The sequence below is a fragment of the Pandoraea sp. B-6 genome, from assembly GCF_000282835.1.
Classification (GTDB): Bacteria; Pseudomonadota; Gammaproteobacteria; order Burkholderiales; family Burkholderiaceae; genus Pandoraea; species Pandoraea cepalis.
Window position 1 is genome coordinate 88,459 of the sequence record NZ_KB290559.1, and the last position, 21,601, is coordinate 110,059.

Below are 21,601 nucleotides of genomic sequence, written 5' to 3' on the forward strand. Positions count from 1 at the left end.
CATCGTGAAAACCGCGACTCAACAGGACGCTGCCATCGACGCGAAGCCCGTCGGCCCGGAACAGGTGCGACGCTCGGAGCCGTTCGGCAACGTGAGCACCTATGGCCGACTGATCGCGCCGGCCGTGGCGCGCCCGGTAGCGGTCTTCGAGGTGGTCACCGGCATGGCGCTCGCCGTGGCGATTGCCTGGCTGCTGCGACCCGGCGATCCGCTGCTCATCGGGCTGGGCTTTCCATGGATGTGGCTCGTCGCCCTGGTCATGGCGCTGCGCTACGGCGCGCTGCTCGGCGTGGTGGCGGGTCTCGTGCTCGCCGCCGTCTGGTACGGCTTGTATGGCTTGCATGGCGAGCCGTTCCCGGCGATGTTCTTCGTCGGCGGCTTCACGATGATCGTCGTTGGCGGGCACTTCTGCGACATCTGGGGCAACCGCGCGACCCGGGCTCGGGGCATCAACACGTATCTGAACGATCGCCTCGTCGCCATTACGAACAATCACTACCTGCTGCGTGTCTCGCACGAACGGCTCGAGCGCGATTTGCTCACCAAGCCGAGCACCATGCGCGATGCCATCATGCGATTGCGAGAACTGACGACCTCCAACGAGGCGGGCGCCGCGGCGCAAACGTTGCCCAACGCACAGCCGATGCTCGAGTTTGCCGCGCTGACGTGCCAGATCGAAGTGGCGTCGGTCTTCCCGGTGCACCTCGGGCGGCTGGTGCCCACGGCGGTGGCGTGCGTGGGCGAGGCGTTCACGCCCGTGGAGAGCGATCCGCTCGTGCAGACTTGCCTGCGCGAAGGCACGCTCTCGCATGTGCGCGACGACGTGACGGTCGGCGAGGGGAGTGCGTATATTGTGTGCGCACCGCTCACCGACACGGACGGCAACATCAACGGCATGCTGATCGTGCGCCGCATGTCGTTCCTCGCGCTCAATCACGACAACCTGCAATTGCTGCTGGTGCTGCTGGCCTATTACGCCGACGGCGTGGCGCAGCAGGGCGTGGTGGCGAGCGTGCGCGACGAGGTGCCAAGCGTGCCCTACGACTTCGCGCTGGAGTTGGGACGCCTTGCTCGCATGAAGCGCCAGAGCGGCATCCAGTCGTCGCTCGTGGCGCTCGTTTTCCCGCGCGGCGCGAGCGGCGATTCGCTGTTCGAGCAGACCGTGCGTTCGCGCCGGGCGCTCGACGCCTTGTGGATTCAGTCAGGCCCTCGTCAGCAAATCGCCATCGCCCTGATGCCGATCACCGATGAGAATGGCATCGACGGGTACCTCATCCGCATCGAGAGCGCGCTGCGTCAGCAATACGGGCTGGATTTCCAAACCGGTCACGTGGCGGTGCACTCGGCGAGCGTGGATGAGCGCGCCCCGGGCGAGGGGCTGAGCAAATTGCTGGAGCGCTGCCGCGATCATGCTTAAAAAACTGCTGGCGATCACGCTCGGTATCCTGGCCCTGCTCGCGCAGGCCCAGGCGGTGCGCACGCTTTTCGAGCCGGCCTGGCGGATCGACCCGCTCGTGGTCTTCTTTGGATGGCAACTGCTCACGGCAGTGCTCACCGCGACCTTCGTTCGTTCGGTACTGCCAGAGCATTACCACGGGCGTACCGGGGCGTTTTGGCACAGCCTGGCGATCAGCTTGTTCATGCCGGTGGGCGGTTTGCTGCTGTTCCTCGGCGTGATGGCGATCAGCGTGCTGTTCCCCGCGCCGAAAGAGCTCGCCCGCTCCGGGGCGGTTGACCGCCCCGAGTTCGTGACGTATCTGGTCTCGCGCGTCACGCACGGCGCCGGTGCGCGCCTGCGTGCGCGCTTGCGCAACACGCAAGGCACCAGCGAAGACCGCGTGGCCGCACTGGTGTCGGTGCAGGCCCTGCCGTCGCGGGCCACCGGCGAGATCATGCGTGACCTGCTGGCCGATCCGGTGGAAGAGATCCGGTTGCTCGCCTACGGGATTATCGACGGCGTGGAAAAGCAGATCATGCAGCGTATTTTCGACGCGCGCACCCAGCGCGATCGTGCAGAGAACGACGATGATCGTGCCGACGCGAACCATCGGCTCGCCGAGTTGTACTGGGAGCTGATTTATCAGAACCTCGTGCGCGGCGAGGTGTACCGATTCACGATGGAGCGCGTGGAGCGATTTGCCCGCGAGGCGCTCGCCCATCGCGAGAGCGATGCGGTCATGTGGTACCTGCTGGGCCGTTGCGCGCTGATGCGTCACGATCCGGAGCAAGCGGAACAGTGTCTGCAGCGTGCCGAGTTCCATCAATTTCCTGCGGACCGACTCGTGCCCTGGCTTGCCGAAGTCGCGTTCCTCAAACATCAATATGGACGGGTCGGGCAGATGCTCGCCGGCCTCGGGAATGGCACGGCCACCCCGATGCTGCAGCCCGTCATGCGTTTCTGGACCCGCTAATGCGTACCAACGAACGTCGCGCTGACTCGGCCGACATCGCTTTGCTGCTCGAAGGCACCTTCCCGTATGTGCGGGGCGGCGTGTCGTCGTGGGTGGATCAGATGATCCGCGCATTCCCGGACCTGACGTTTGCCGTCGTGTTCATCGGTAGCCGTCGCGAAGACTACGGCGACATGGTCTATCCGATGTACGACAACATCGTGCATTTCGAGGCGCATTATCTGTACGAATTCGAGGCGCCTGCGCCGATGCGCGCCGCCGAAGGCGACACGCAGGCGTTCGAGAAGATGGAGAAGATGCATGACATGCTGCGTCGGCGCGACGACCTGCAAGGCATCGGCAAGCTGATTCACGACGTGATTCCGATGCTCGCCGAAGACGGCGAGATCAGCGAGGCCAATTTCCTGCACAGCCGGCGCTCGTGGGACACGATCACCGATCGCTACAAGAAGTACTGCCTGGATCCGTCGTTCACGGACTATTTCTGGACGATCCGGATCATGCACAAGCCGCTGTGGCAACTCGCGCGCATTTGCGACCAGTTGATCCCGGCCAAGGTGTACCACACCGTTTCCACGGGGTACGCAGGCTTCCTGGGCGCGTTGCTGCGCTTCAAGCACCAGCGTCCGCTGCTGGTCTCGGAGCACGGCATTTATACCAAGGAGCGCAAGATCGATCTGCTGCAGAGCCAGTGGATTCGAGACAACCGGGGCCTGTTCGAGCGCGACATCTCGCAGGTCGGTTATTTCCAGAACCTGTGGGTGCGCTTCTTCGAAGCGATGGGACGCGTGTGCTACGAGGCGGCTGACGAGATCACCGCGCTCTTCGAGGGCAATCGTCTGCGCCAGATCGCCGACGGCGCGCCCGAGCACAAGACCCGCAACACGCCCAATGGCATCTCGGTGGCGCAGTTTGCGCCGCTGCGCGAGCAGCGTCCGGCCGACATCCCGCCGGTGGTGGCGCTGATCGGCCGGGTGGTGCCCATCAAGGACATCAAGACGTTCATTCGGGCGATCTTCATCGCCAGCCGCCACATGCCGGGGCTGCAGGGGTGGGTGGTCGGCCCCGAGGAAGAAGATCCGGCCTACGCGCAGGAGTGTCGTGACATTGCGGCGAGCCTGGGGTTGGAAGACAGCCTTCGGTTCATGGGCTTTCAGAAGGTGTCCGACATCCTGCCGCAGGTCGGCGTCATGGCGCTGTCGTCGATTTCCGAAGCGTTGCCGCTGGTGGTGCTGGAGGCCTATGCGGCCGGCGTGCCCGTGGTGACGACCGACGTCGGCTCGTGCCGCCAACTGGTCGAAGGCCTGGGCAATGAGGATCGCGCCCTTGGGCCTGCCGGCAAGGTCGTGCAGATCGCCAACCCGGAGCAATTCGCCCAGGCGCTGCTCGACGTGCTCGAGCCCACCACCTGGCATGCGGCCCAGCGCGCGGCGATCGCGCGCGTCGAACGCTATTACACGATCACCCAGATGCAGGACGCCTATCGCAGTCTGTACGAGACACTGCTGGCGCGTCCCGCCGCCGGGGTGGTTGCGGGAGACCACTGATGGCCGGTATTGGCTTTGAACTTCGCAAGATTCTCCGGCGCGACACGCTGACCAGCACGCTGGCGGCCTATGGCTACGCCGGGGTCATCAGCGCGGGCCCGCTGATTCTCTCGATTCTCGGTATTCTGCTCATCGGCCTGATGAGCCTCGCGGTCGTGCAACCGCCGGGCCTCATCGTGCAGTTCCAGGTGTCGGTGACGTATCTGATCGCGTTCAGCCTCATCATCACGGGCATACTTCAACTCTCGTTCACGCGTTTTCTGAGCGACCGGCTGTTCGAGCGGCGTCCCGATCTGGTGCTGCCGAACTACAACGCGGTCGCACTGGTCACGACGGTCGGCACGGGCATCATCGGTCTCATCCTCGCGCTGACCGTGTTCCGCGGCCAGTCGACGGGCTATCGGCTGTTGATGCTCACGGGCTTCGTGATCGTGAGCAATATCTGGATCGGCGTGTTGTTTCTCACGAGCGTGAAGCAATACCGTGCCGTGCTGGCGATCTTCTTCGTCGGCTACACGGTGACGGTGGTGAGTGCGGTGCTGCTCAACCGCTACGGACTCGAAGGGCTGCTCGGCGGTTTCGTCATCGGTCACCTGATCCTGTTGCTCGGCATGGTCTGTCTGATTCACCGCAACTACCGCACGGACGAATATCTGCTTTGGCAGGTCTTTGCGCGTCGCTTCTCGTATCCGTCGTTGATGTTCGTGGGTTTGCTGTTCAATCTGGGCATCTGGCTCGACAAGCTGATGTTCTGGTTCTATCCGGTCACCGGGCAGGACGTGATCGGCCCGCTGCGCGCGTCGGTGATCTACGATCTGCCGGTGTTCCTCTCGTACCTGTGCGTGATTCCGGGCATGGCGGTGTTTCTGCTGCGTATCGAGACGGATTTCGTCGAGTACTACGATCAGTTCTTCAACGCGGTGCGTACCGGCGGTACGCTCAAGTACATCGAAGAATCGCGCGACATGATGGTGCGCTCGGTCCGCACCGGTCTGTACGAAATCCTGAAGATCCAGGCGGTCGTTACGCTGCTGATCTTCGCGTTCGGCGACAAGCTGTTGCGGCTGATCGGCATTTCGGTGCTGTATCTGCCGCTGCTGCACATCGACGTCATTTCCGCGAGCCTGCAAGTGCTTTTCCTCGGAATTCTGAACATCTTCTTTTATCTGGACCGGCGTGGCACGGTGCTGGCGCTCACTGCCGCGATGGTCGTCGCCAACGGCCTGTTCACGTGGGCCACGCTGATGCTCGGACCGAATGCCTACGGCTACGGTTTCGCGCTGGCGCTGCTGGTCGTCGTGATGGTGGCGATGCACTTGCTCGATCGCCGGCTCGATGCGCTCGAATATGAAACCTACATGCTGCAACAGCAGCGCTGACACTGCCGCTGCCGATCGCCATGTCTGACATCACGACGCAACCGCACGCCACTTGGTGGCGTCGCCCACTGGCTCGATTCATGGGCGGCGTGGTGGGGGTCTTTGCCGGCTTCTTCCTCAACACCGCATCGGCGCAGCCGCCTGTCTTCGGGCGCATTGCGTTTTTCTATGGCGCGACGCTCGACCCGAAGGCGCTTGCCGGCTACGATCAGGTGGTGATCGAGCCCGACAACGGCTTCGTGCCGAAGGCCGTCGACCCGGCCACCGAGCCCAAGGGCCGGCGCTGGATCGCTTACGTCAGCGTGGGCGAAGTCTTGTCCACGCGCGACTACTACGCCGCGATCCCGAAAGCGTGGCGTATTGGCCGCAATGGCGACTGGAAATCGGAAGTGATCGATCAGGCCGCCCCGGGCTGGCCTCAGTTTTTCGTGGAGAAGGTCATCGCGCCGTTATGGGCCAAGGGCTATCGCGGCTTTTTCCTCGACACGCTCGATTCGTACGAACTGGTCGCCAAGACCGATGCCGAGCGTGCGCGTCAGCAAGCCGGGCTGGTCGCGGTCATCAAGCGAATTCGGCGCCGTTTCCCGCGCGCCGAACTGATTCTGAATCGCGGTTTCGTGCTGATGCCCGAGGTGCACGGCGACGTGGCGGCCGTGGCGTTCGAATCGCTCTATCGCGGTTGGGACGAGGGGAATCAGCGCTACGTGGCGGTGCCGGAAGACGATCGCGCGTGGTTGCTCGCGCGGGCGCGCGAAGTGCGCGAGCGCTACGACCTGCCGGTGATCGCTATCGATTACTGCGCCCCCTCGGATACCGAGTGCGCCAGGCAAGCCGTGGCGCAGATTCGTGCGCAGGGCCTCATTCCTTACGTGGGCGACGGTCACCTCATGCAGGTCAATCCCGCCGCGGCGCAGAACTGACGCAGCGCACCGCGCGAGACAACGAAGAAGGCGGAAGACAATCCCGGCGAGCCGTCATCACCACGCCGGACATCAGACAGGTCAACACGCAGGCGAACGCAACCGGCCATTCGGGCGGTGGCGTCGTGCTGCGCTCATCCAATTGATTGTTGAGGGGAAGTCATGTGTGGAATCGTGGGCGGCGTGGCACGCCGTGACGTGGTACCGGTGCTGGTCGAAGGACTGCGCCGTCTCGAATATCGTGGCTATGATTCGTGCGGCGTGGCCGTACTCGACGCAGCGCATCGGCTCACGCGCGTGCGCAGCGTGTCGCGCGTGGCGCAACTCCAGGCGCAACTGGCCGACGCGGCCATGGGCGCGGGACTGGGCATCGCGCACACGCGGTGGGCGACGCACGGCGCGCCGGCGACCGAGAACGCGCATCCGATCTTCTCGCGCGAAAGGATCGGGCTGGTGCACAACGGCATCATCGAGAACCATGAGGCGCTGCGCGAAGCGCTGCGGGCCAAGGGCTACGAGTTCACGAGCCAGACCGACACCGAAGTCATCGCCCATCTGGTCGATGCGCATTTCGCGGCGAACGACGGTGGCACGCTCGTGCACGCCGTGCGCTCGGCCGTAGCGCAATTGCGGGGCGCCTATGCCATCGCCGTCATCAGCAAGGACGAACCGGAGCGCATGGTGTGCGCGCGTCAAGGTTCGCCGCTCGTGATCGGCTTTGCGGCGGATGGGCATTTCCTCGCTTCCGACGCCATGGCGCTCGCCGGTCACTGCGACCGGTTCATGTATCTCGAGGAAGGCGACGTGGCGTTGCTCACACCCGCGCGCGTGTCGGTGCTCGACGCGCAGGGCGTGGAGGTCGAGCGTTCGGTGCGCGCGATGGCGGCGTACCAGTCTGAAGTCTCGCTGGGACCGTATCAGCATTACATGCAGAAGGAAATCTTCGAGCAGCCGCGGGCGATTGCGGACACGATTGCCGATATCACCGAGTTTTCTCCGGCCTTGTTCGGCGAAGGCGCCGCCGACGTCTTGCCGCAGGTGAACGGTGTGCTGATTCTCGCTTGCGGCACCAGCTACTACGCGGGGCTCACCGCTAAATACTGGCTTGAAGCGCTCGCCGGCATTCCCACGCAGGTCGAGATCGCTAGCGAGTACCGCTATCGCGAGTCGGTGCCCAATCCGCAAGCGCTCGTCGTGACCATCTCGCAGTCGGGAGAGACGGCCGACACGCTTGCCGCGCTCAAGCATGCCCAGAGCCTGGGACACGATCGCACGCTGGCGATCTGCAACGTGGCGACCAGCGCGCTCGTGCGGCAGACGGCGATGTCGTTCATCACGCGCGCGGGCACGGAAATCGGCGTGGCGTCGACCAAGGCGTTCACCACGCAACTCGTGTCGCTGTTCATGCTGGCCGTCACGCTCGGTGTCGAGCGCAAGCGCATCGATGCGAACGAAGCGGCGCGCCACCTCGCGCAGTTGCGTCACCTGCCGGCGGCGCTCACGAGCGTGCTCGCGCTCGAGCCTCAGCTCATTGCCTGGGCGGCGCAATTTGCCGACGTGCCGAGCGCGCTGTTTCTCGGGCGCGGGCTGCACTATCCGATCGCCCTCGAAGGGGCGCTGAAGCTCAAGGAGATTTCGTACATCCACGCCGAGGCGTACCCCGCAGGGGAACTCAAGCACGGCCCGCTCGCGCTGGTCAGCGAGCAGATGCCGGTGGTGACCGTTGCGCCGAACGACGTGCTGGTGGAGAAGCTCAAGTCGAACATGCAGGAAGTGCGCGCGCGTGGCGGCGAACTCTACGTGCTGGCCGACGGCGATATGCGCATTGCCAGCGCGGACGGTATTCGTGTCATCCGCATGCCCGAGCATTACGGTGAGCTGTCGCCGGTGCTCCACGTGGTGCCTCTGCAATTGCTGGCTTATCATACGGCGTGTGCCCGGGGCGCCGACGTCGACAAGCCCCGCAATCTGGCGAAATCGGTGACCGTCGAATAGCCAACGGATGAGATGCCTCAAGGGCAAAGCATGAATACACTCGGAACCATTCTCGTGACCGGCGGTGCCGGTTACATCGGCTCGCATACCTGTGTCGAGTTGCTCGCGCACGGCTATGACGTGGTCATTCTCGACAATCTGGTCAACAGCCATCGGGAGGCGGTGCGGCGCATCGGTGAAATTGCCGGGCGCGCCCCGGTCTTTATCGAAGGCGACGCATGCTCGAAGCCCGACCTCGACGACCTGTTCACGCGCTTCGGCATTACCGGCGCAATTCACTTCGCCGCGCTCAAGGCGGTGGGGGAGTCGGTCGAGATGCCGCTCGCCTACTATCGCAACAACATCGACAGCTTGCTCACGCTGGTCGAGACCATGCAGTCGCATGGCGTCAAGGATCTCGTGTTCAGCTCGTCGGCGACCGTGTACGGCAATCCGGCAACGGTACCCATCGACGAATCGTTCCCGCTGTCGGCGACGAATCCCTACGGTCAGACCAAGCTCATGGCCGAGACGATCCTGAACGACGTGGCCAAGGCGGACCCGAGCTGGCGTATCGCGCTGTTGCGTTACTTCAATCCGGTGGGCGCACACGAGAGCGGGCGCATCGGCGAGGATCCCGCCGGCGTGCCGAACAACCTGATGCCGTTCGTGGCGCAAGTGGCGGTCGGCAAGCTCCAGCGCCTGCGGGTGTTCGGCGGCGACTGGCCGACGCCGGACGGCACGGGCATGCGCGACTACATTCACGTGGTCGATCTCGCGCGCGGGCACCTGGCCGCACTCGATGCGCTCAAGCAACGCGATGGCGGCTTCACGGTCAACCTGGGCACCGGGCACGGTTACACCGTGCTGCAGGTTGTGAAGGCGTTCGAAGCCGCGAGCGGCCAGCCGGTGCCGTACGAAATCGTCGAGCGACGCGCCGGCGACATCGGTAGCTGCTACGCGGCGACCGCGATGGCGCGCGATCTCATCGGCTGGGAAGCCGAATACGGTATCGATCGCATGTGCGCCGATCACTGGCGCTGGCAGATGCGCAACCCGAACGGTTATCGCTGAGCCTGGTGTTTTGTCTTGGTCGGTCGGCGTGTCGAGCACGGGGAAAGGGGCACGGGTTCGACGCGTCGGTACGCTTCACGCAAACCTGCGGGCACGGCGCGCAACGCCTCGCCGCCGTGCGATGGCTTACGGCAGATTCTCGCGAAAGATCACCTGGCTGCGATTCGCCTCGATGCCGGCGGACAGATCGCGTTTTTCGCGCAGATTGGCGAAGATGCGCACACAGTTCATGATGGCGCTTTGCGGGCTTTGCGTGATGACGGCATCCATCGATCCGTCGATGAGCAGTGCGCGGGTATCCGGCGTCAGACCGTGCCCGATGAAGACCACCTTGTGTTGCATTCCCGCTTCCTTGAGCGCCTGGCCGACGCCTTCCGATCCGCCACCGATGTTGTAGATCGCCGCGAGATCCGGATGCTGCTCGAGCAACGCGCGCGTTTGCCGATAGTTGACCGCCTCGTCGTCATAGCCTTCGCGAAGCCCCACGACCTGCATCTGCGGATACTGCTCGGAGAAGAGCTGCAGAAACCCCGCCTCGCGTTCGACGTGCGCCTTGTAGCTGAGCGAGCCCGCGATGAGCGCGACTTTCGCGTGCCGCTTTGCCCCGACAAAGCGTGCGATCAGATACGCCGCGGTTCGCCCGGCCGATCCGTTGTCCAGCCCCACGTAGGCAATGCGCCGCGAGTGCGACAGGTCGGACACCAAAGTCACGGCCGCCACGCCCTCGTCGGCCAGCGTGTCGACGGCTTCGCGCACCTTCGGGTGCTCCAGCGGCATGAAGGCCACCCCGTTGCAGCCGCGTCCACGTCGCAGCAATGCGGCTGACAGTGCGTCCGGATCGAACCCCTGGATGAACTGGACGCGACAGTTCACGTGATACGGCGCCCATTGGTTTTGCGAGCACTGTACCCATTCGCCCAGCATGCGAAGGAACTTGCTGCTGCGACCGGGCAGGACGAACAGCACCTGCGTGGGCGGCACCGCCCGAACCGCTTCCAGTGCCGGCTCAGGCAGGTATTGCAGCTCACCGGCCGCATGTAGCACGCGCTGCACGGTCGTCTGCCGCACGCCCTCGCGGCGATGCAGCACGCGATCGACCGTTGCCGTGGAAACGCCCGCCAGACGTGCGATGTCGGCCAGATTGGGCATGTTTCGTCTCATTCGCTTCCCCTCGATGTGATGTGCGGCGGCGGTCTTGCTTGACGTGCCGTCGCGTCGACGATCACAGCATACTTCATCAAAACACATCAAATCACATCACGATTCAGAGTTGGTCGATCATGGCGTTGCGACCTATCGTACGTCTTCAAGACATCCACGAACGTACCGCCAGGCCGGTACGCGAATGCACAGGAGACATTGTGATGGCAGCAGTCGGTGAGTCGGCGCCGCGTCGGTTGGCGGGACGCGTGGCGTTGGTGTTCGGCGCGGGATCGGTCGGCGATGGGTGGGGCAATGGCAAGGCGGCTGCCGTGGCCTATGCCCGCAGCGGCGCCAAGGTCGTCGCCGTGGACCGAGCGCAGGAAGCGGCTGACGTCACACGCCGTGTGATCGCCGACGAAGGCAACGACGCCGTTGCGCTGGCCGCCGATGTTACGCGCTGGGACGACGTCCAGCGTGCCGTGGCGTCCGCCATCGAGACCTACGGTCGCGTCGACATTCTGCACAACAATGTCGGCATTACCTCCCAGGGCGGGCCCGTGGAAACCACCGAGGACGTCTGGGATCGCGTGATGACGGTCAACGTCAAGAGCATGTTCCTCACGTGCAAGGCCGTGCTGCCGCTCATGGAGGCCCAGGGCAGCGGCGCGATCGTGAACATCGGCGCGCTCGGCGGCGTGCGCTGGACTGGCTATGCCTATTGCGCCTATGCGGCATCGAAGGGGGCGGTGAATTCGCTCACCCAGAGCGTGGCATTGCAGTATGCGGCCAAGGGCATCCGGGCGAATTGCATTCTGCCGGGCGTGATGGACACGCCGCACATCTATCAACAAATTTCCGGCTTTTACCCGAGTGCGCAGGCGATGGTGGAGGCGCGCAACCGTCTGTCCCCGACCGGTCGCATGGGGGATGGTTGGGATGTGGCAAATGCGGCCGTCTTTCTGGCGTCGGACGAGGCGCGCTACATCAACGGCGTGGAATTGCTCGTCGACGGCGGCATGCACGTTCGCTGCAACTGACGCCACGCCGCCGGGCGGATCAATCGGCGAACGGGGTGTCGGCATTTCGCGCCGTCGCGCTTAACGCCGCGCCGACGCTTGTGTAAAAAACCATAAATCAGGAGACATGCGCATGACCGACTCAACTTCTCAGGGCCGACGCAACATTCTGCGCGCGCTTTCCGCCTTGCCCGCACTGGGTGTCGCGGGCGTTGCCGGTGTGACGGGCGCGCTGCCGCGCATGGCGCGTGCCGCGGCGCCGGCATACGTATTCAAGTACGGCAACAATCTGCCGGTCAGCCACCCGCTGAACGTGCGGGCACAGGAGGTCGCGGCGCGCATCGCTTCGGAGAGCAAGGGGCGCATGGAACTGCGCATCTTCCCGAACAATCAGCTCGGCGGCGACACCGACATGCTCGCGCAAGTGCGCAACGGCGGTATCGACATTTTCAACGCCGGCACGATGGTGATTGCGACGCTCGCGCCGATCAGTGCCATTACGGCGGTGGGCTTTGCGTTCTCCAACTACGACCAGGTGTGGCACGCGGTCGACGGCAAGCTCGGCAACAGCATTCGCGAGACCTTCGCGAAGACGGGGCTCTACACCTTTGAGAAGATGTGGGACAACGGCTTCCGTCAGATCACGAGCGGCAACAAGCCCATCACGAAGGCGACCGATCTTGCCGGCATGAAGATTCGCGTGCCGGTGAGCCCGATGGGCATTTCGCTGTTCAAGTCGCTGCAGGCGTCGCCGACGAGCCTTCAGTTCAGCGAGGTCTACTCAGCACTGCAGACGCATGTTGTCGACGCGCAGGAGAACCCGCTCGCCATTGTGGAAACGGCGAAGCTCTACGAAGTGCAGAAGTTCTGCTCGGTCACTAACCATAGCTGGGACGGCTATCACCTCGTGGTGAATGGCCGTTCGTGGCGCGCGCTGCCGGACGACCTCAAGGTCATCGCCGCGCGGGCCTTCAACGAGGCCGCGATCCAGCAGCGCGAAGACGTCTACAAGCTCAACACGGGCCTGCAGAACGCGCTCTCGAGCAAGGGGCTCGCGTTCAATGCCGCAGCGCCGGAGACGTTCCGCGCCCAGTTGCAGAAGTCGGGCTACTACGCCGAGTGGAAGAAGAAATTCGGCCCGGAAGCGTGGGCGCTTCTCGAAGCGACGGCCGGCAAGGTGGCCTGAGATGACTCCCCGTCCTGCGCATTCCCCGCACGGCGCGCCCGCCGGGGACTCGCTGCCGGCGAGCGCTGCCGCCGACCTGCCGTTGCGTGGCTGGCGGGCGTTCGTCGGCAGCCTTGATCGCGCCATCGGTTGGCTCACGGAGATTCCCGCGGCGCTGCTCGTGCTCGCGGACATCCTCGTGATGCTCGCCGGGGTCATCGCGCGCTATGTGTTCCATGCCCCGCTGGTCTGGGGCGACGAACTCGCCGGCATTCTCTTTCTCTGGATGTCGATGCTCGGCGCCGTGGTCGCGTTGCGGCGCGGCGAGCATATGCGCATGACGGCGTTCGTCGGCAAGGCATCGCCGTCGACGCGGGCATTCCTCGACGTGTTGGCGATCGCCGCCGCGCTCGCGTTCCTGCTGCTCATCGTGCATCCGGCGTACGAGTACGCGTCGGAGGAGGCGTTCGTGATCACGCCCGCGATGGAGATCAGCAACGTCTGGCGCGCGGCGGCGTTGCCGGTTGGCGTGGCCTTGATGCTCGTGGTGAGCGTATTGCGGCTGCTGCGCACCGCACCCGCCGCGCGGGTGATCCAGGCCGTAGCGCTGGTGGGCGTGGTGTGCGTCGGCTTCTGGCTGCTCGGACCGGTGCTGGCGCCGCTCGGGCGCTGGAATCTGGTCATCTTCTTCGCGGGTGTCGTCGGGGCGTGCGTGTTCGCGGGCGTGCCGATCGCGTTCTCGTTCGCCCTGGCGACCTTCGGCTTTCTCGCGCTGACAACGCACACGCCGATGGTCGTGCTCGTGGGCCGGATGGACGAAGGCATGTCGCACCTGATCCTGCTGGCGGTGCCGCTGTTCGTCTTCCTCGGGTTGCTGATCGAGATGACGGGCATGGCGCGGGCGATGGTGCAGTTTCTCGCAAGCCTGCTCGGTCATGTGCGTGGCGGCCTGAGCTATGTGCTCATCGGCGGGATGTACCTGGTGTCGGGCATCTCCGGCTCCAAGGCGGCCGATATGGCGGCCATCGCGCCCGTGCTGTTCCCCGAGATGAAGAAGCGCGGGGCGGATCCCGGCGATCTCGTGGCGTTGCTCTCGACGACGGGCGCACAGACCGAGACCATTCCGCCCTCGATCGTGCTGATCACCATCGGGTCGGTGACGGGGGTGTCGATTTCGGCGCTGTTCACCGGGGGCTTGCTGCCCGGCGTGGTGCTCGGCATTGCGCTGTGCAGCGTGGTGTGGTGGCGTTATCGCCACGAGGATCTGTCCGGTGTGGAGAAGGCGAAGAAGGGTGATGTGTGGCGCGCCTTCGTGTACGCATTGCCGGCGGTGGCGCTGCCGTTCGTGATTCGTGCGGCGGTCGTCGAGGGCATTGCAACGGCCACCGAGGTATCGACCATCGGCATCGCATATTCGGTCGTGGCGGGCTTGCTGCTCTATCGCAGGTTCGACACGCGGCGGCTGCTGCCGATGCTGATCGAGACGGCAGCCTTGTCGGGCGCGATCATCTTCATCATTGGTGCGGCGACCGGCATGGCGTGGGGACTCACGCAATCGGGCTTCGCGCAGGACTTCGCGGCTGCGATGGAACGCGTGCCCGGTGGAAGTGCGGGTTTCATCGTGGTGTCCATCGTCGCGTTCATCGTGCTGGGCAGCGTGCTCGAGGGCATTCCGGCCATCGTGCTGTTCGGACCGCTGATGTTTCCGATCGCCCGCGCGGTTGGCGTGCACGAGGTGCATTACGCGATGATCGTGGTGCTCTCGATGGGGCTGGGGCTGTTCGCACCGCCGTTCGGCGTGGGGTATTACGCCGCCTGTGCCATCGGCAAGGTCGATCCCGCGAAAGGCATGCGGGCGATCTGGGGCTATCTCGCGGCGCTCATCGTCGGTTTGATCTGCGTGGCGGCAATTCCCTGGATCTCGATCGGCTTCCTTCATTGACGAAGCCGCCGACACCGACGACACCGACGACACCGACGACACCACGGCGCGGCAAGTGAACCATGCAGTGGTATGCATCACCACATTCAAGGATGGCGGAGGGCGCGGTCGATTCGCCTCGCGTGGCGCCGCCCATCCGGACCTTACGCAAAAGACGATTACAGAGAAGACCATGAGCAGATTCTTCGGCGAGATTCGCCAGGTGGCATACCTTGTGCCGGACATCGAGGCGGCAATGACCTATTGGTCGAATGTACTCGGTGTCGGGCCGTGGTACTACAACCCCAAGGTGCCGATCCGCAACTACACCTACCGCGGCGAGCGCTTCGAACCGCACAACGCCGTGGCGCTGGCGAACGCGGGCGGGTTGCAGATCGAATTGCTGCAGATCCGCAACGACGTGCCGTCGATGTACCGCGACTTCCTCAATGCCGGGCGCAGCGGGGCGCAGCACGTGGCGTACTGGACCGAGGACTTCGACGCCGATCTGGCGCGCGCGCGCGACGCCGGGTTCGAAGTCTGCATGAGCGGTGAAGTCGGCGAGAACGGCCGCTTCGTCTATTTCGAGGACCGCAGCGCCGACCCCGGCTGTCATCCCGGGACGACGATCGAGCTGTCCGAAGTCGCCGGCCCGAAGGGCAAGCTCTTCACGATGATTCGCGAGGCTGCGGCCGCCTGGGACGGCACCGACCCCGTGCGCGCCTTTCCGGACCTCACGACGCTATGAGCGCGACCCTGTCTGCCACCTATCTGATCGAGACGCCGCTCGATCCGCGCAAGGTCGCCGAAGTCATGGCCGGCGAGCAGTCCTGCGGCACATTTACCCGCGTGGCGGGAGAGACGGATGCGCTGCGTGAGCGCGCGCGCGCCGTGGTCGAAGCGGTCGACCTCGTGGGCGACGTTGCGCAGCCGTCGTTGCCGAACGCCTTTCTCGAGCGCAAGGGCATCCGTGGCCCGTGGCATCGGGCCCGTGTTCGGATAGCGTTTCCGTATGACAACGTCGGCGTCAATCTGCCAACGCTTGCCGCCACGCTTGCGGGCAATCTGTATGACCTTGGCGAAGTGACGGGCATGCGGCTGGAGCGCATTGCGTTGCCGGCGAGCTACCGACAGCAGTTCGACTTTCCGCGCTATGGCATCGCAGGCACGCGCGAAGCGACGGGCGTGAGCGAAGGCGCGCTGGTCGGCACGATCCTCAAGCCGAACGTCGGCATGAGCGCCACGGAAACGGCGGCGCTGGTCGCGCGGCTGTGCGCGGCGGGCGTGGACTTCATCAAGGATGACGAAGTGTGTGCCAACCCCGTGCACGCGCCGCTCGCGCAGCGGGTGCCCGCGGTGATGGCTGCCGTACGCGAGCATCGGGCGCGCACCGGCAAGCAGGTGATGGTGGCCTTCAATATCACCGACGAAACGGATGCGATGCGACGCCATGCCGATCTTGTGACGCGCGAAGGCGGCAATTGCGTCATGGTGAGCCTGAACTGGTGCGGATTCTCTGCCGTGCAGACGCTGCGCCGTCACACCGATCTGGCAATCCACGCGCATCGGAACGGCTACGGTGCGATGTCGCGCGATCCGATGCTGGGCATGGGCTTTCAGGCCTATCAAACCCTCTGGCGACTGGCCGGTGTCGATCACATGCATGTGCATGGCCTGCAAGGCAAGTTCGCACAGGCCGACGAGGAGGTGATCGAGTCGGCGCACGACTGCTATGCGCCGCTGGCCGTCGATGCTGCCGAGCAGGACATCGAGCGAGACCAGGTGATGCCGGCGTTCTCGTCGGGGCAATGGGCCGGCACGGTGCCGGCGACCTGGCGCGCCGTCGGCCGCGACGATCTGCTCTTCATGGCGGGCGGCGGCATTCTGGCGCATCCCGATGGCCCGGCGGCGGGCGTGCGGAGTCTGCGCGACGCTTGGGCGGCGGTGCGTGCCGGCCAGTCGCTTGAAGAGGCGTCTCGCGATGCGCCCGCGTTGGCGGCCGCGTTGCGATTCTTTGGCCATTGACCGGTGCTGCCATGCCTATCGAATCTCCGGCGGATATGACACATCGTCCCCAACTGCTTTATTACGGCGATGACTTCACCGGTGCGACGGATACCCTGGCGAGTGCGGCACGCGCAGGCTTGCGCAGCATTCTGCTGTTCGCGCCCCCGGATGCGGCGCGTCTCACGACGCTCGGGCCGCTCGATTGCCTGGGAATCGCCGGCGTGTCGCGCTCGCTCGCGCCGGACCGCATGCGTGAAGAGCTGGCGCCGATTGCGGCGCTGGCCCGGCACTTGCAACCCACGGTGCTGCATTACAAGACCTGCTCGACGTTCGATAGCGCGCCGGAGGTCGGAAGTATTGGCGAGGCCGTGAGTGTGTTGTCGTCGTCGATGCCGAGCCCATGGGTCGCGATCGTCGGGGGACAGCCCAATCTTGGCCGCTACTGCCTTTTCGGCAATCTCTTCGCTGCGGCCGGCGTGGGCGGTGAAGTCGTACGCATCGACCGGCATCCGACGATGAGCCGTCATCCGGTGACGCCGATGCATGAAGCCGATCTGCGGCGTCATCTGGCGCAGCAGGGCCTGAACGATATCGGTCTCGTGCCTTGGACATGCTACGACACGCCGCCGGGGGACGACGCTGGGGAGACCGCTGCGACGAATGTCGTGTCGGCGCGTGTCGACGCGTTACGGGCCGAGGGTGTGGTCAACGTGCTCTGGGACGTGGCCCGGCAGGGCGACTTGCCGCAGATCGGCGCGCAGCTCTGGGGCGCGGCGCGGCGCTCACCGCTGCTGGCCGTAGGGCCGAGCAGCGTGACGCAGGCGCTGGCGAGCGCGATGTCGCGAAGCGGCGAGGCAGTGGATGACGATGTCCCGCCGGCGAAGGGTCCAGTGCTGGTGCTGGCGGGAAGCCTGTCGCCGGTGACGGCGGCCCAGGTGACGGCCGCTGTCTCGTTCGAGGTCGTGCGCCTCGACGCCGCCCGACTGATCGAGCCGGATGGGCGCTACTGCCGCGAGGCCGCCGCGCAACTGGCCACGCACCTTCGCGCCGGACGCCACACGCTCGCCTGCACCGTGCCGTTCGCCGACGCATCGACTGAATCACCCCCCCAACCGTCGACGCAGAATCGGGCGGTCCCTGCGCTGGCATTGGCGCAAGCGGGCGGGCGGCTGCTCAGGCTGGTGTTGGAGGAGGTGCCCGTCTCCCGCATGGCGATTGCCGGCGGTGACACGTCGAGCCACGGCGTGCGCGCGCTCGATGCCTGGGGGCTGGCTTACGCGGGCATGGTGTCGCCGGGGGCGCCCTTGTGCCGCCTTCGCAGCGATGCGCCAGCGCTCGACGGCATGGAGATCCTGCTCAAAGGCGGGCAGATGGGCGGGGTCGATCTGTTCGAACGTCTGGTGCGCGGCACATTGTCACGCACCGAGTCACTCAGTTCTTGAAGGTTTTCGCCGTCTCCTCGGCGGCGAATCTCAGCTCCGGCTCGAAGGCGAGGAGATCGTCGAGCGTCAGCCGTCCGATGGGGGCCTGCACCGCAATGGCCGCGCAGGCGCGATTGCGGTTGAGCATGACCGGCACCGCAATCGCAATCAAGCCCTGCAAGTGTTCCTGATTGTTGATACCCATCTTGCGCCGGCGCGTGCGCTCGAGTTCGGTGCGAAATTCACCGCGGTCGGTCAACGTCTGCTCCGAGAATTTGCGCAGCGGCAGGGTTTCGATCAACCGTTCGCGCCGTTCCTTCGGCAGGAAACTCAGTAGCAGCTTGCCGCTGGCCGAGCAGTGCATCGGCACGTGCGAACCCGGCTGCAGGTGCATGCGCAGCGGCCATTCCGTCTCCACACGATCCACATAAATCACGTCGTTGCCCGAGAGCATCGTGAGGTTGCACGTCTCGCCGATACGCGTGACCAGTTGCTCGAGCAAGCCATGCCGCGCGGCGGCGGCGCCGGTCTGCATCAGCACGTTGATCGCCAGCGCACGAACGCGCGGCGAGCATTCGTAGCGGCGGTCGTTGGCGCTGCGCGTGATGAGCCAGGCGTCCTTGAGCTGGGTGAGGATGCGATGCACCGTCTGCTTCGGCAAATCCAGCGCGTTGACGAGATCCATCATCGAGAGCGGTCCGCCAGCCGTCGCCAGGGTCTCGAGCACGCGGAACGCCCGCACCGCGGCTGCGTTCGATTGATTCGATGCCGTCATGTTGTCTCCTGATGCCATGCCTCGCGCAGTCCCGGTCTGCCGCTGCGACGGGTTCCGACTCGCCGCACCTGCGACTCCCTCATTCCGGCTTCGCTGTTTAACGTGATTTTGCATCGTTTTCATCACTTTTGCGGACCGCATCGGTCCCGAATATCGAGACGATCGATACACCTGTCCAATGTGTCCGGTTTGTCCGGGAATTTGAGACCTGCGACACCACCCGGTTGGCTAGATTGGAGTCGCGAACCCAAGCCACAACCGGCGCCTTGCGCATCAGGAGACATCACATGAATTCACGGGCCTTCGGAGCCATCGTTCCTCCAACCGGCACCCGCGCAGACGCGCTTGCGCAGCAGGACGTCGACGCTCAGGTCGCGGCACTCGTCGCCCGCGCGCAGGCGGCGCAGCGCGACTTCGCGAGCGCGGGGCAACAGACGCTCGACATGGCGGCCAGCGCGGCGGCGTGGGCGATCATGGAGCCGTCGCGCAATCGCCAACTCGCCGAACTCGCGGTGCGCGACACCGGACTCGGCAACGTCGACGACAAGTTCCAGAAGAACTTCCGCAAGACACTCGGCCTGCTGCGCGATCTGCACGGGCGCAAGACGCATGGCGTCATCGCGCGGGACACAGAGAAAGGCATCGTAGAGATTGCGCGTCCGGTGGGCGTCGTCGCGGCGATCACGCCGTCCACCAACCCCGCGGCCACCCCCGCGAACAAGATTGTCAACGCGCTCAAGTGTGGCAATGCGGTGATCGTCGCGCCGTCGCCCAAGGGACATTCGGCGTGCGCGTTATTGCTCGAATTCATTCACGCGGAACTCGCCAAGGCCGGGTTGTCGCCGGACCTCGTGCAGATGCTGCCTGCGCCGATCACCAAGGCCGCCACGGCGGCGCTGATGCGTCAGGCGGACCTGATCGTCGCCACCGGCTCGCAGGCGAACGTGCGCATGGCCTATACGAGCGGCACGCCGGCGTTCGGCGTCGGAGCGGGCAACGTGGCGTCGATCGTGACGGCCAGCGCCGATTTGACCGATGCGGCGGGCAAGATTGCGCGCTCCAAGACCTTCGATAACGCGACGAGTTGTTCGTCGGAGAACAGTGTCGTGATCGAAAGCCCGGTCTACGACGCCATGATCGACGCGCTGCGTGCCGCCGGCGGCGTGCTGCTGAGCGCCAGCCAGAAGCGCGCACTTCAGGACGTCATGTGGGTGGATGGCAAGCTGGCGGGCGGCTGTACGGCGAAAGCGGCGCAAACGATCGCGCAGTTGGCCGGGCTCGACGACGTGGCGGCACAGCAACCGGCGTTCCTGATGGTCGAGGAGTCGGGCGTGGGCGCCGATCATCCGTTCTCGGGCGAAAAACTCTCGCCGGTACTCACGGTCTATCGTGCCGGGAACTTTGCCGAGGCGGCATCGCTCGTCGAGCGGATCTACGCCTACATGGGCGCGGGCCATTCCGTTGGACTGCATGGGTCGGATCCGGCGCAGGCGGTGACGTTGGCCGAGACGTTGCCGGTCGCACGCGTGATCGTCAACCAGGCGCATTGCTTCGCAACGGGTGGTAATTTCGACAACGGCCTGCCGTTCTCGTTGTCGATGGGCTGCGGCACCTGGGGGAAGAACAATTTCACCGACAACCTCGGCTTTCGTCAGTACCTGAACGTGACACGCGTGGCGTTCCCCATCGCATCGGCCGTGCCCGACGTCGACGATCTGCTGGGCGACTATTTCGCGAGGGTCGGACGATGAACGCGCCCATGAATCCGGCGTCGGTCGCCGACGTCACAGCCCACGAAACCCAGAGGACGCCGCGCACGCTGCGCGAGCTCATCGACACCCAAGCCGACGCGTTCGGCCAAAAGACCTACCTGCTGACGACCCGCGAGACGGGCGACGACACCGTCACGCTCACCTTTACCGGCTTGCGCGACGATTGCCGCGAACTCGCCCGACGATTTGCCGCCGCCGGACTGCGCCAGGGGGACATCGTGTCGGTCTGCATGGGCAACGGCCTTCAGACGGCACGGTTGATTCTCGCGGCGATGTACAGCGGCCTGATCGTCAACCCGATCAACCTGCTGTGCCAGCCTGCGCAGATGGAGTACATCGTAGAGCACTCGGACACACGGCTGATCTTCGTGTCCGAGGCGATGCTGCCCGCCGTCGCGCAAGCGGTGGACGCGTTGCGCGCGCAAGGCATGACGCGACCCGTGGCGCTCGTCTGCACTTCGCCCGAGGCGACAACGTTGCCCGAGATTGCCCCGCTGACGCAACTTGCCGCGCCGGTACCGGCGGAGATGCACGGCGTCGCGTTGCTCATGTACACGTCGGGCACGACAGGCGTGCCGAAAGGGGTGATGCTCACGCACGGGAACCTGCTGGCCAATGCGGGGTTCATCAGCGCGGAGCATTGTCTGACGCCGCACGACCGTGTGCTCGCGTCGCTGCCGCTCTATCACATCAACGGACTCGTGGTCACACTGCTCGCGCCGTTGTTTCACGGCGGCTCGGTCGCGATGGCGCCGCGCTTTTCGGCGCGCACGTTCTGGCGCGACGTGACGGCCGCGCAATGCTCGTGGATCAACGTGGTGCCGACCATCGTGGCCTATCTGCTCGAAGGCGAGGTGCCGGACCGCACCGCGCTGGCGGCGCTGCGCTTTTGCCGAAGCGCCTCGGCGGCGCTACCGGCGGATCACCATCGAGCCTTCGAGGCGCGCTTCGGTATCGGCATCATCGAGACGATGGGCATGACCGAGACGGCGGCCCCAGTGTTCAGCAATCCGCTCGACGCGACCCGGCGACGCGTGGGCAGCATCGGCTTTTTTTTTGGGGGGGGGGGGGGGGGG

17 protein-coding genes are annotated in these 21,601 nt (G+C 65.1%); 15 read left to right on the forward strand and 2 right to left on the reverse strand.

Going from position 1 to position 21,601, the window contains the following annotated elements:
• The first annotated feature begins 4 nt into the window (after positions 1–4).
• The 7 genes from A985_RS0121460 (at position 5) to galE (ending at position 9,305) form a co-directional block, all read left to right on the forward strand.
• Positions 5–1,417: a PelD GGDEF domain-containing protein gene (locus A985_RS0121460; RefSeq protein WP_017235434.1), complete on the forward strand. Its 1,413-nt coding sequence runs from the start codon at positions 5–7 to the stop codon at positions 1,415–1,417.
• Entirely contained in the window at positions 1,410–2,411 is a 1,002-nt protein-coding gene (locus A985_RS0121465; protein ID WP_017235435.1) for a lipopolysaccharide assembly protein LapB, read from the forward strand. Before A985_RS0121460 ends, A985_RS0121465 begins: the two co-directional genes overlap by 8 nt.
• Positions 2,411–3,958 (forward strand): GT4 family glycosyltransferase PelF, encoded by a 1,548-nt coding sequence (gene pelF / locus A985_RS0121470; protein ID WP_017235436.1) that lies wholly within the window; start codon positions 2,411–2,413, stop codon positions 3,956–3,958. Before A985_RS0121465 ends, pelF begins: the two co-directional genes overlap by 1 nt.
• A complete protein-coding gene (pelG, locus tag A985_RS0121475; protein WP_017235437.1) occupies positions 3,958–5,337 on the forward strand; it encodes an exopolysaccharide Pel transporter PelG in 1,380 nt (459 codons plus the stop codon). Before pelF ends, pelG begins: the two co-directional genes overlap by 1 nt.
• 20 nt (positions 5,338–5,357) lie before the next feature.
• Positions 5,358–6,257 (forward strand): endo alpha-1,4 polygalactosaminidase, encoded by a 900-nt coding sequence (locus A985_RS0121480; RefSeq protein WP_157211550.1) that lies wholly within the window; start codon positions 5,358–5,360, stop codon positions 6,255–6,257.
• Positions 6,258–6,419: 162 nt separating this feature from the next.
• A complete protein-coding gene (gene glmS / locus A985_RS0121485) occupies positions 6,420–8,252 on the forward strand; it encodes a glutamine--fructose-6-phosphate transaminase (isomerizing) (RefSeq protein ID WP_017235439.1) in 1,833 nt (610 codons plus the stop codon).
• 30 nt (positions 8,253–8,282) lie between these two features.
• Positions 8,283–9,305, forward strand: coding sequence for a UDP-glucose 4-epimerase GalE (gene galE / locus A985_RS0121490; RefSeq protein WP_017235440.1), 1,023 nt, complete (start codon positions 8,283–8,285; stop codon positions 9,303–9,305).
• 126 nt (positions 9,306–9,431) lie between these two features.
• On the opposite strand, the gene A985_RS0121495 is transcribed toward galE, so the two are convergent.
• Positions 9,432–10,454 (reverse strand): LacI family DNA-binding transcriptional regulator, encoded by a 1,023-nt coding sequence (locus tag A985_RS0121495; RefSeq protein ID WP_017235441.1) that lies wholly within the window; start codon positions 10,452–10,454, stop codon positions 9,432–9,434.
• 215 nt (positions 10,455–10,669) lie between these two features.
• Between A985_RS0121495 and A985_RS0121500 the strand changes: the two genes are divergently transcribed.
• The 6 genes from A985_RS0121500 to A985_RS0121525 all read left to right on the forward strand — a co-directional run bounded on the left by A985_RS0121500 (position 10,670) and on the right by A985_RS0121525 (position 17,999).
• Positions 10,670–11,485 carry an SDR family NAD(P)-dependent oxidoreductase gene (locus tag A985_RS0121500; RefSeq protein ID WP_017235442.1) on the forward strand — a complete coding sequence of 272 codons (816 nt, stop codon included), beginning with the start codon at positions 10,670–10,672 and terminating at the stop codon, positions 11,483–11,485.
• A 112-nt stretch (positions 11,486–11,597) separates the two neighbouring features.
• Complete coding sequence (locus A985_RS0121505) at positions 11,598–12,650, forward strand: TRAP transporter substrate-binding protein (protein WP_017235443.1); 1,053 nt, start codon at positions 11,598–11,600, stop codon at positions 12,648–12,650.
• Position 12,651: 1 nt separating this feature from the next.
• Positions 12,652–14,571, forward strand: coding sequence for a TRAP transporter large permease subunit (locus tag A985_RS0121510; RefSeq protein WP_017235444.1), 1,920 nt, complete (start codon positions 12,652–12,654; stop codon positions 14,569–14,571).
• A gap of 172 nt (positions 14,572–14,743) precedes the next feature.
• Entirely contained in the window at positions 14,744–15,298 is a 555-nt protein-coding gene (locus A985_RS0121515) for a VOC family protein (protein WP_026132269.1), read from the forward strand.
• Complete coding sequence (locus A985_RS0121520) at positions 15,295–16,575, forward strand: ribulose-bisphosphate carboxylase large subunit family protein (protein WP_017235446.1); 1,281 nt, start codon at positions 15,295–15,297, stop codon at positions 16,573–16,575. The genes A985_RS0121515 and A985_RS0121520 overlap by 4 nt, the downstream gene beginning before the upstream one ends.
• A 35-nt stretch (positions 16,576–16,610) precedes the next feature.
• Complete coding sequence (locus A985_RS0121525; protein ID WP_017235447.1) at positions 16,611–17,999, forward strand: four-carbon acid sugar kinase family protein; 1,389 nt, start codon at positions 16,611–16,613, stop codon at positions 17,997–17,999.
• On the opposite strand, the gene A985_RS0121530 is transcribed toward A985_RS0121525, so the two are convergent.
• Entirely contained in the window at positions 17,989–18,753 is a 765-nt protein-coding gene (locus tag A985_RS0121530) for an IclR family transcriptional regulator (protein ID WP_017235448.1), read from the reverse strand. The genes A985_RS0121525 and A985_RS0121530 overlap by 11 nt on opposite strands.
• 287 nt (positions 18,754–19,040) lie before the next feature.
• Between A985_RS0121530 and A985_RS0121535 the strand changes: the two genes are divergently transcribed.
• Positions 19,041–20,504 carry an aldehyde dehydrogenase family protein gene (locus A985_RS0121535; protein WP_017235449.1) on the forward strand — a complete coding sequence of 488 codons (1,464 nt, stop codon included), beginning with the start codon at positions 19,041–19,043 and terminating at the stop codon, positions 20,502–20,504.
• Positions 20,501–21,601 (forward strand): AMP-binding protein (locus tag A985_RS29555; protein WP_232424705.1); only part of this gene is annotated, 1,101 nt, incomplete at its 3' end. The genes A985_RS0121535 and A985_RS29555, both read left to right, overlap by 4 nt.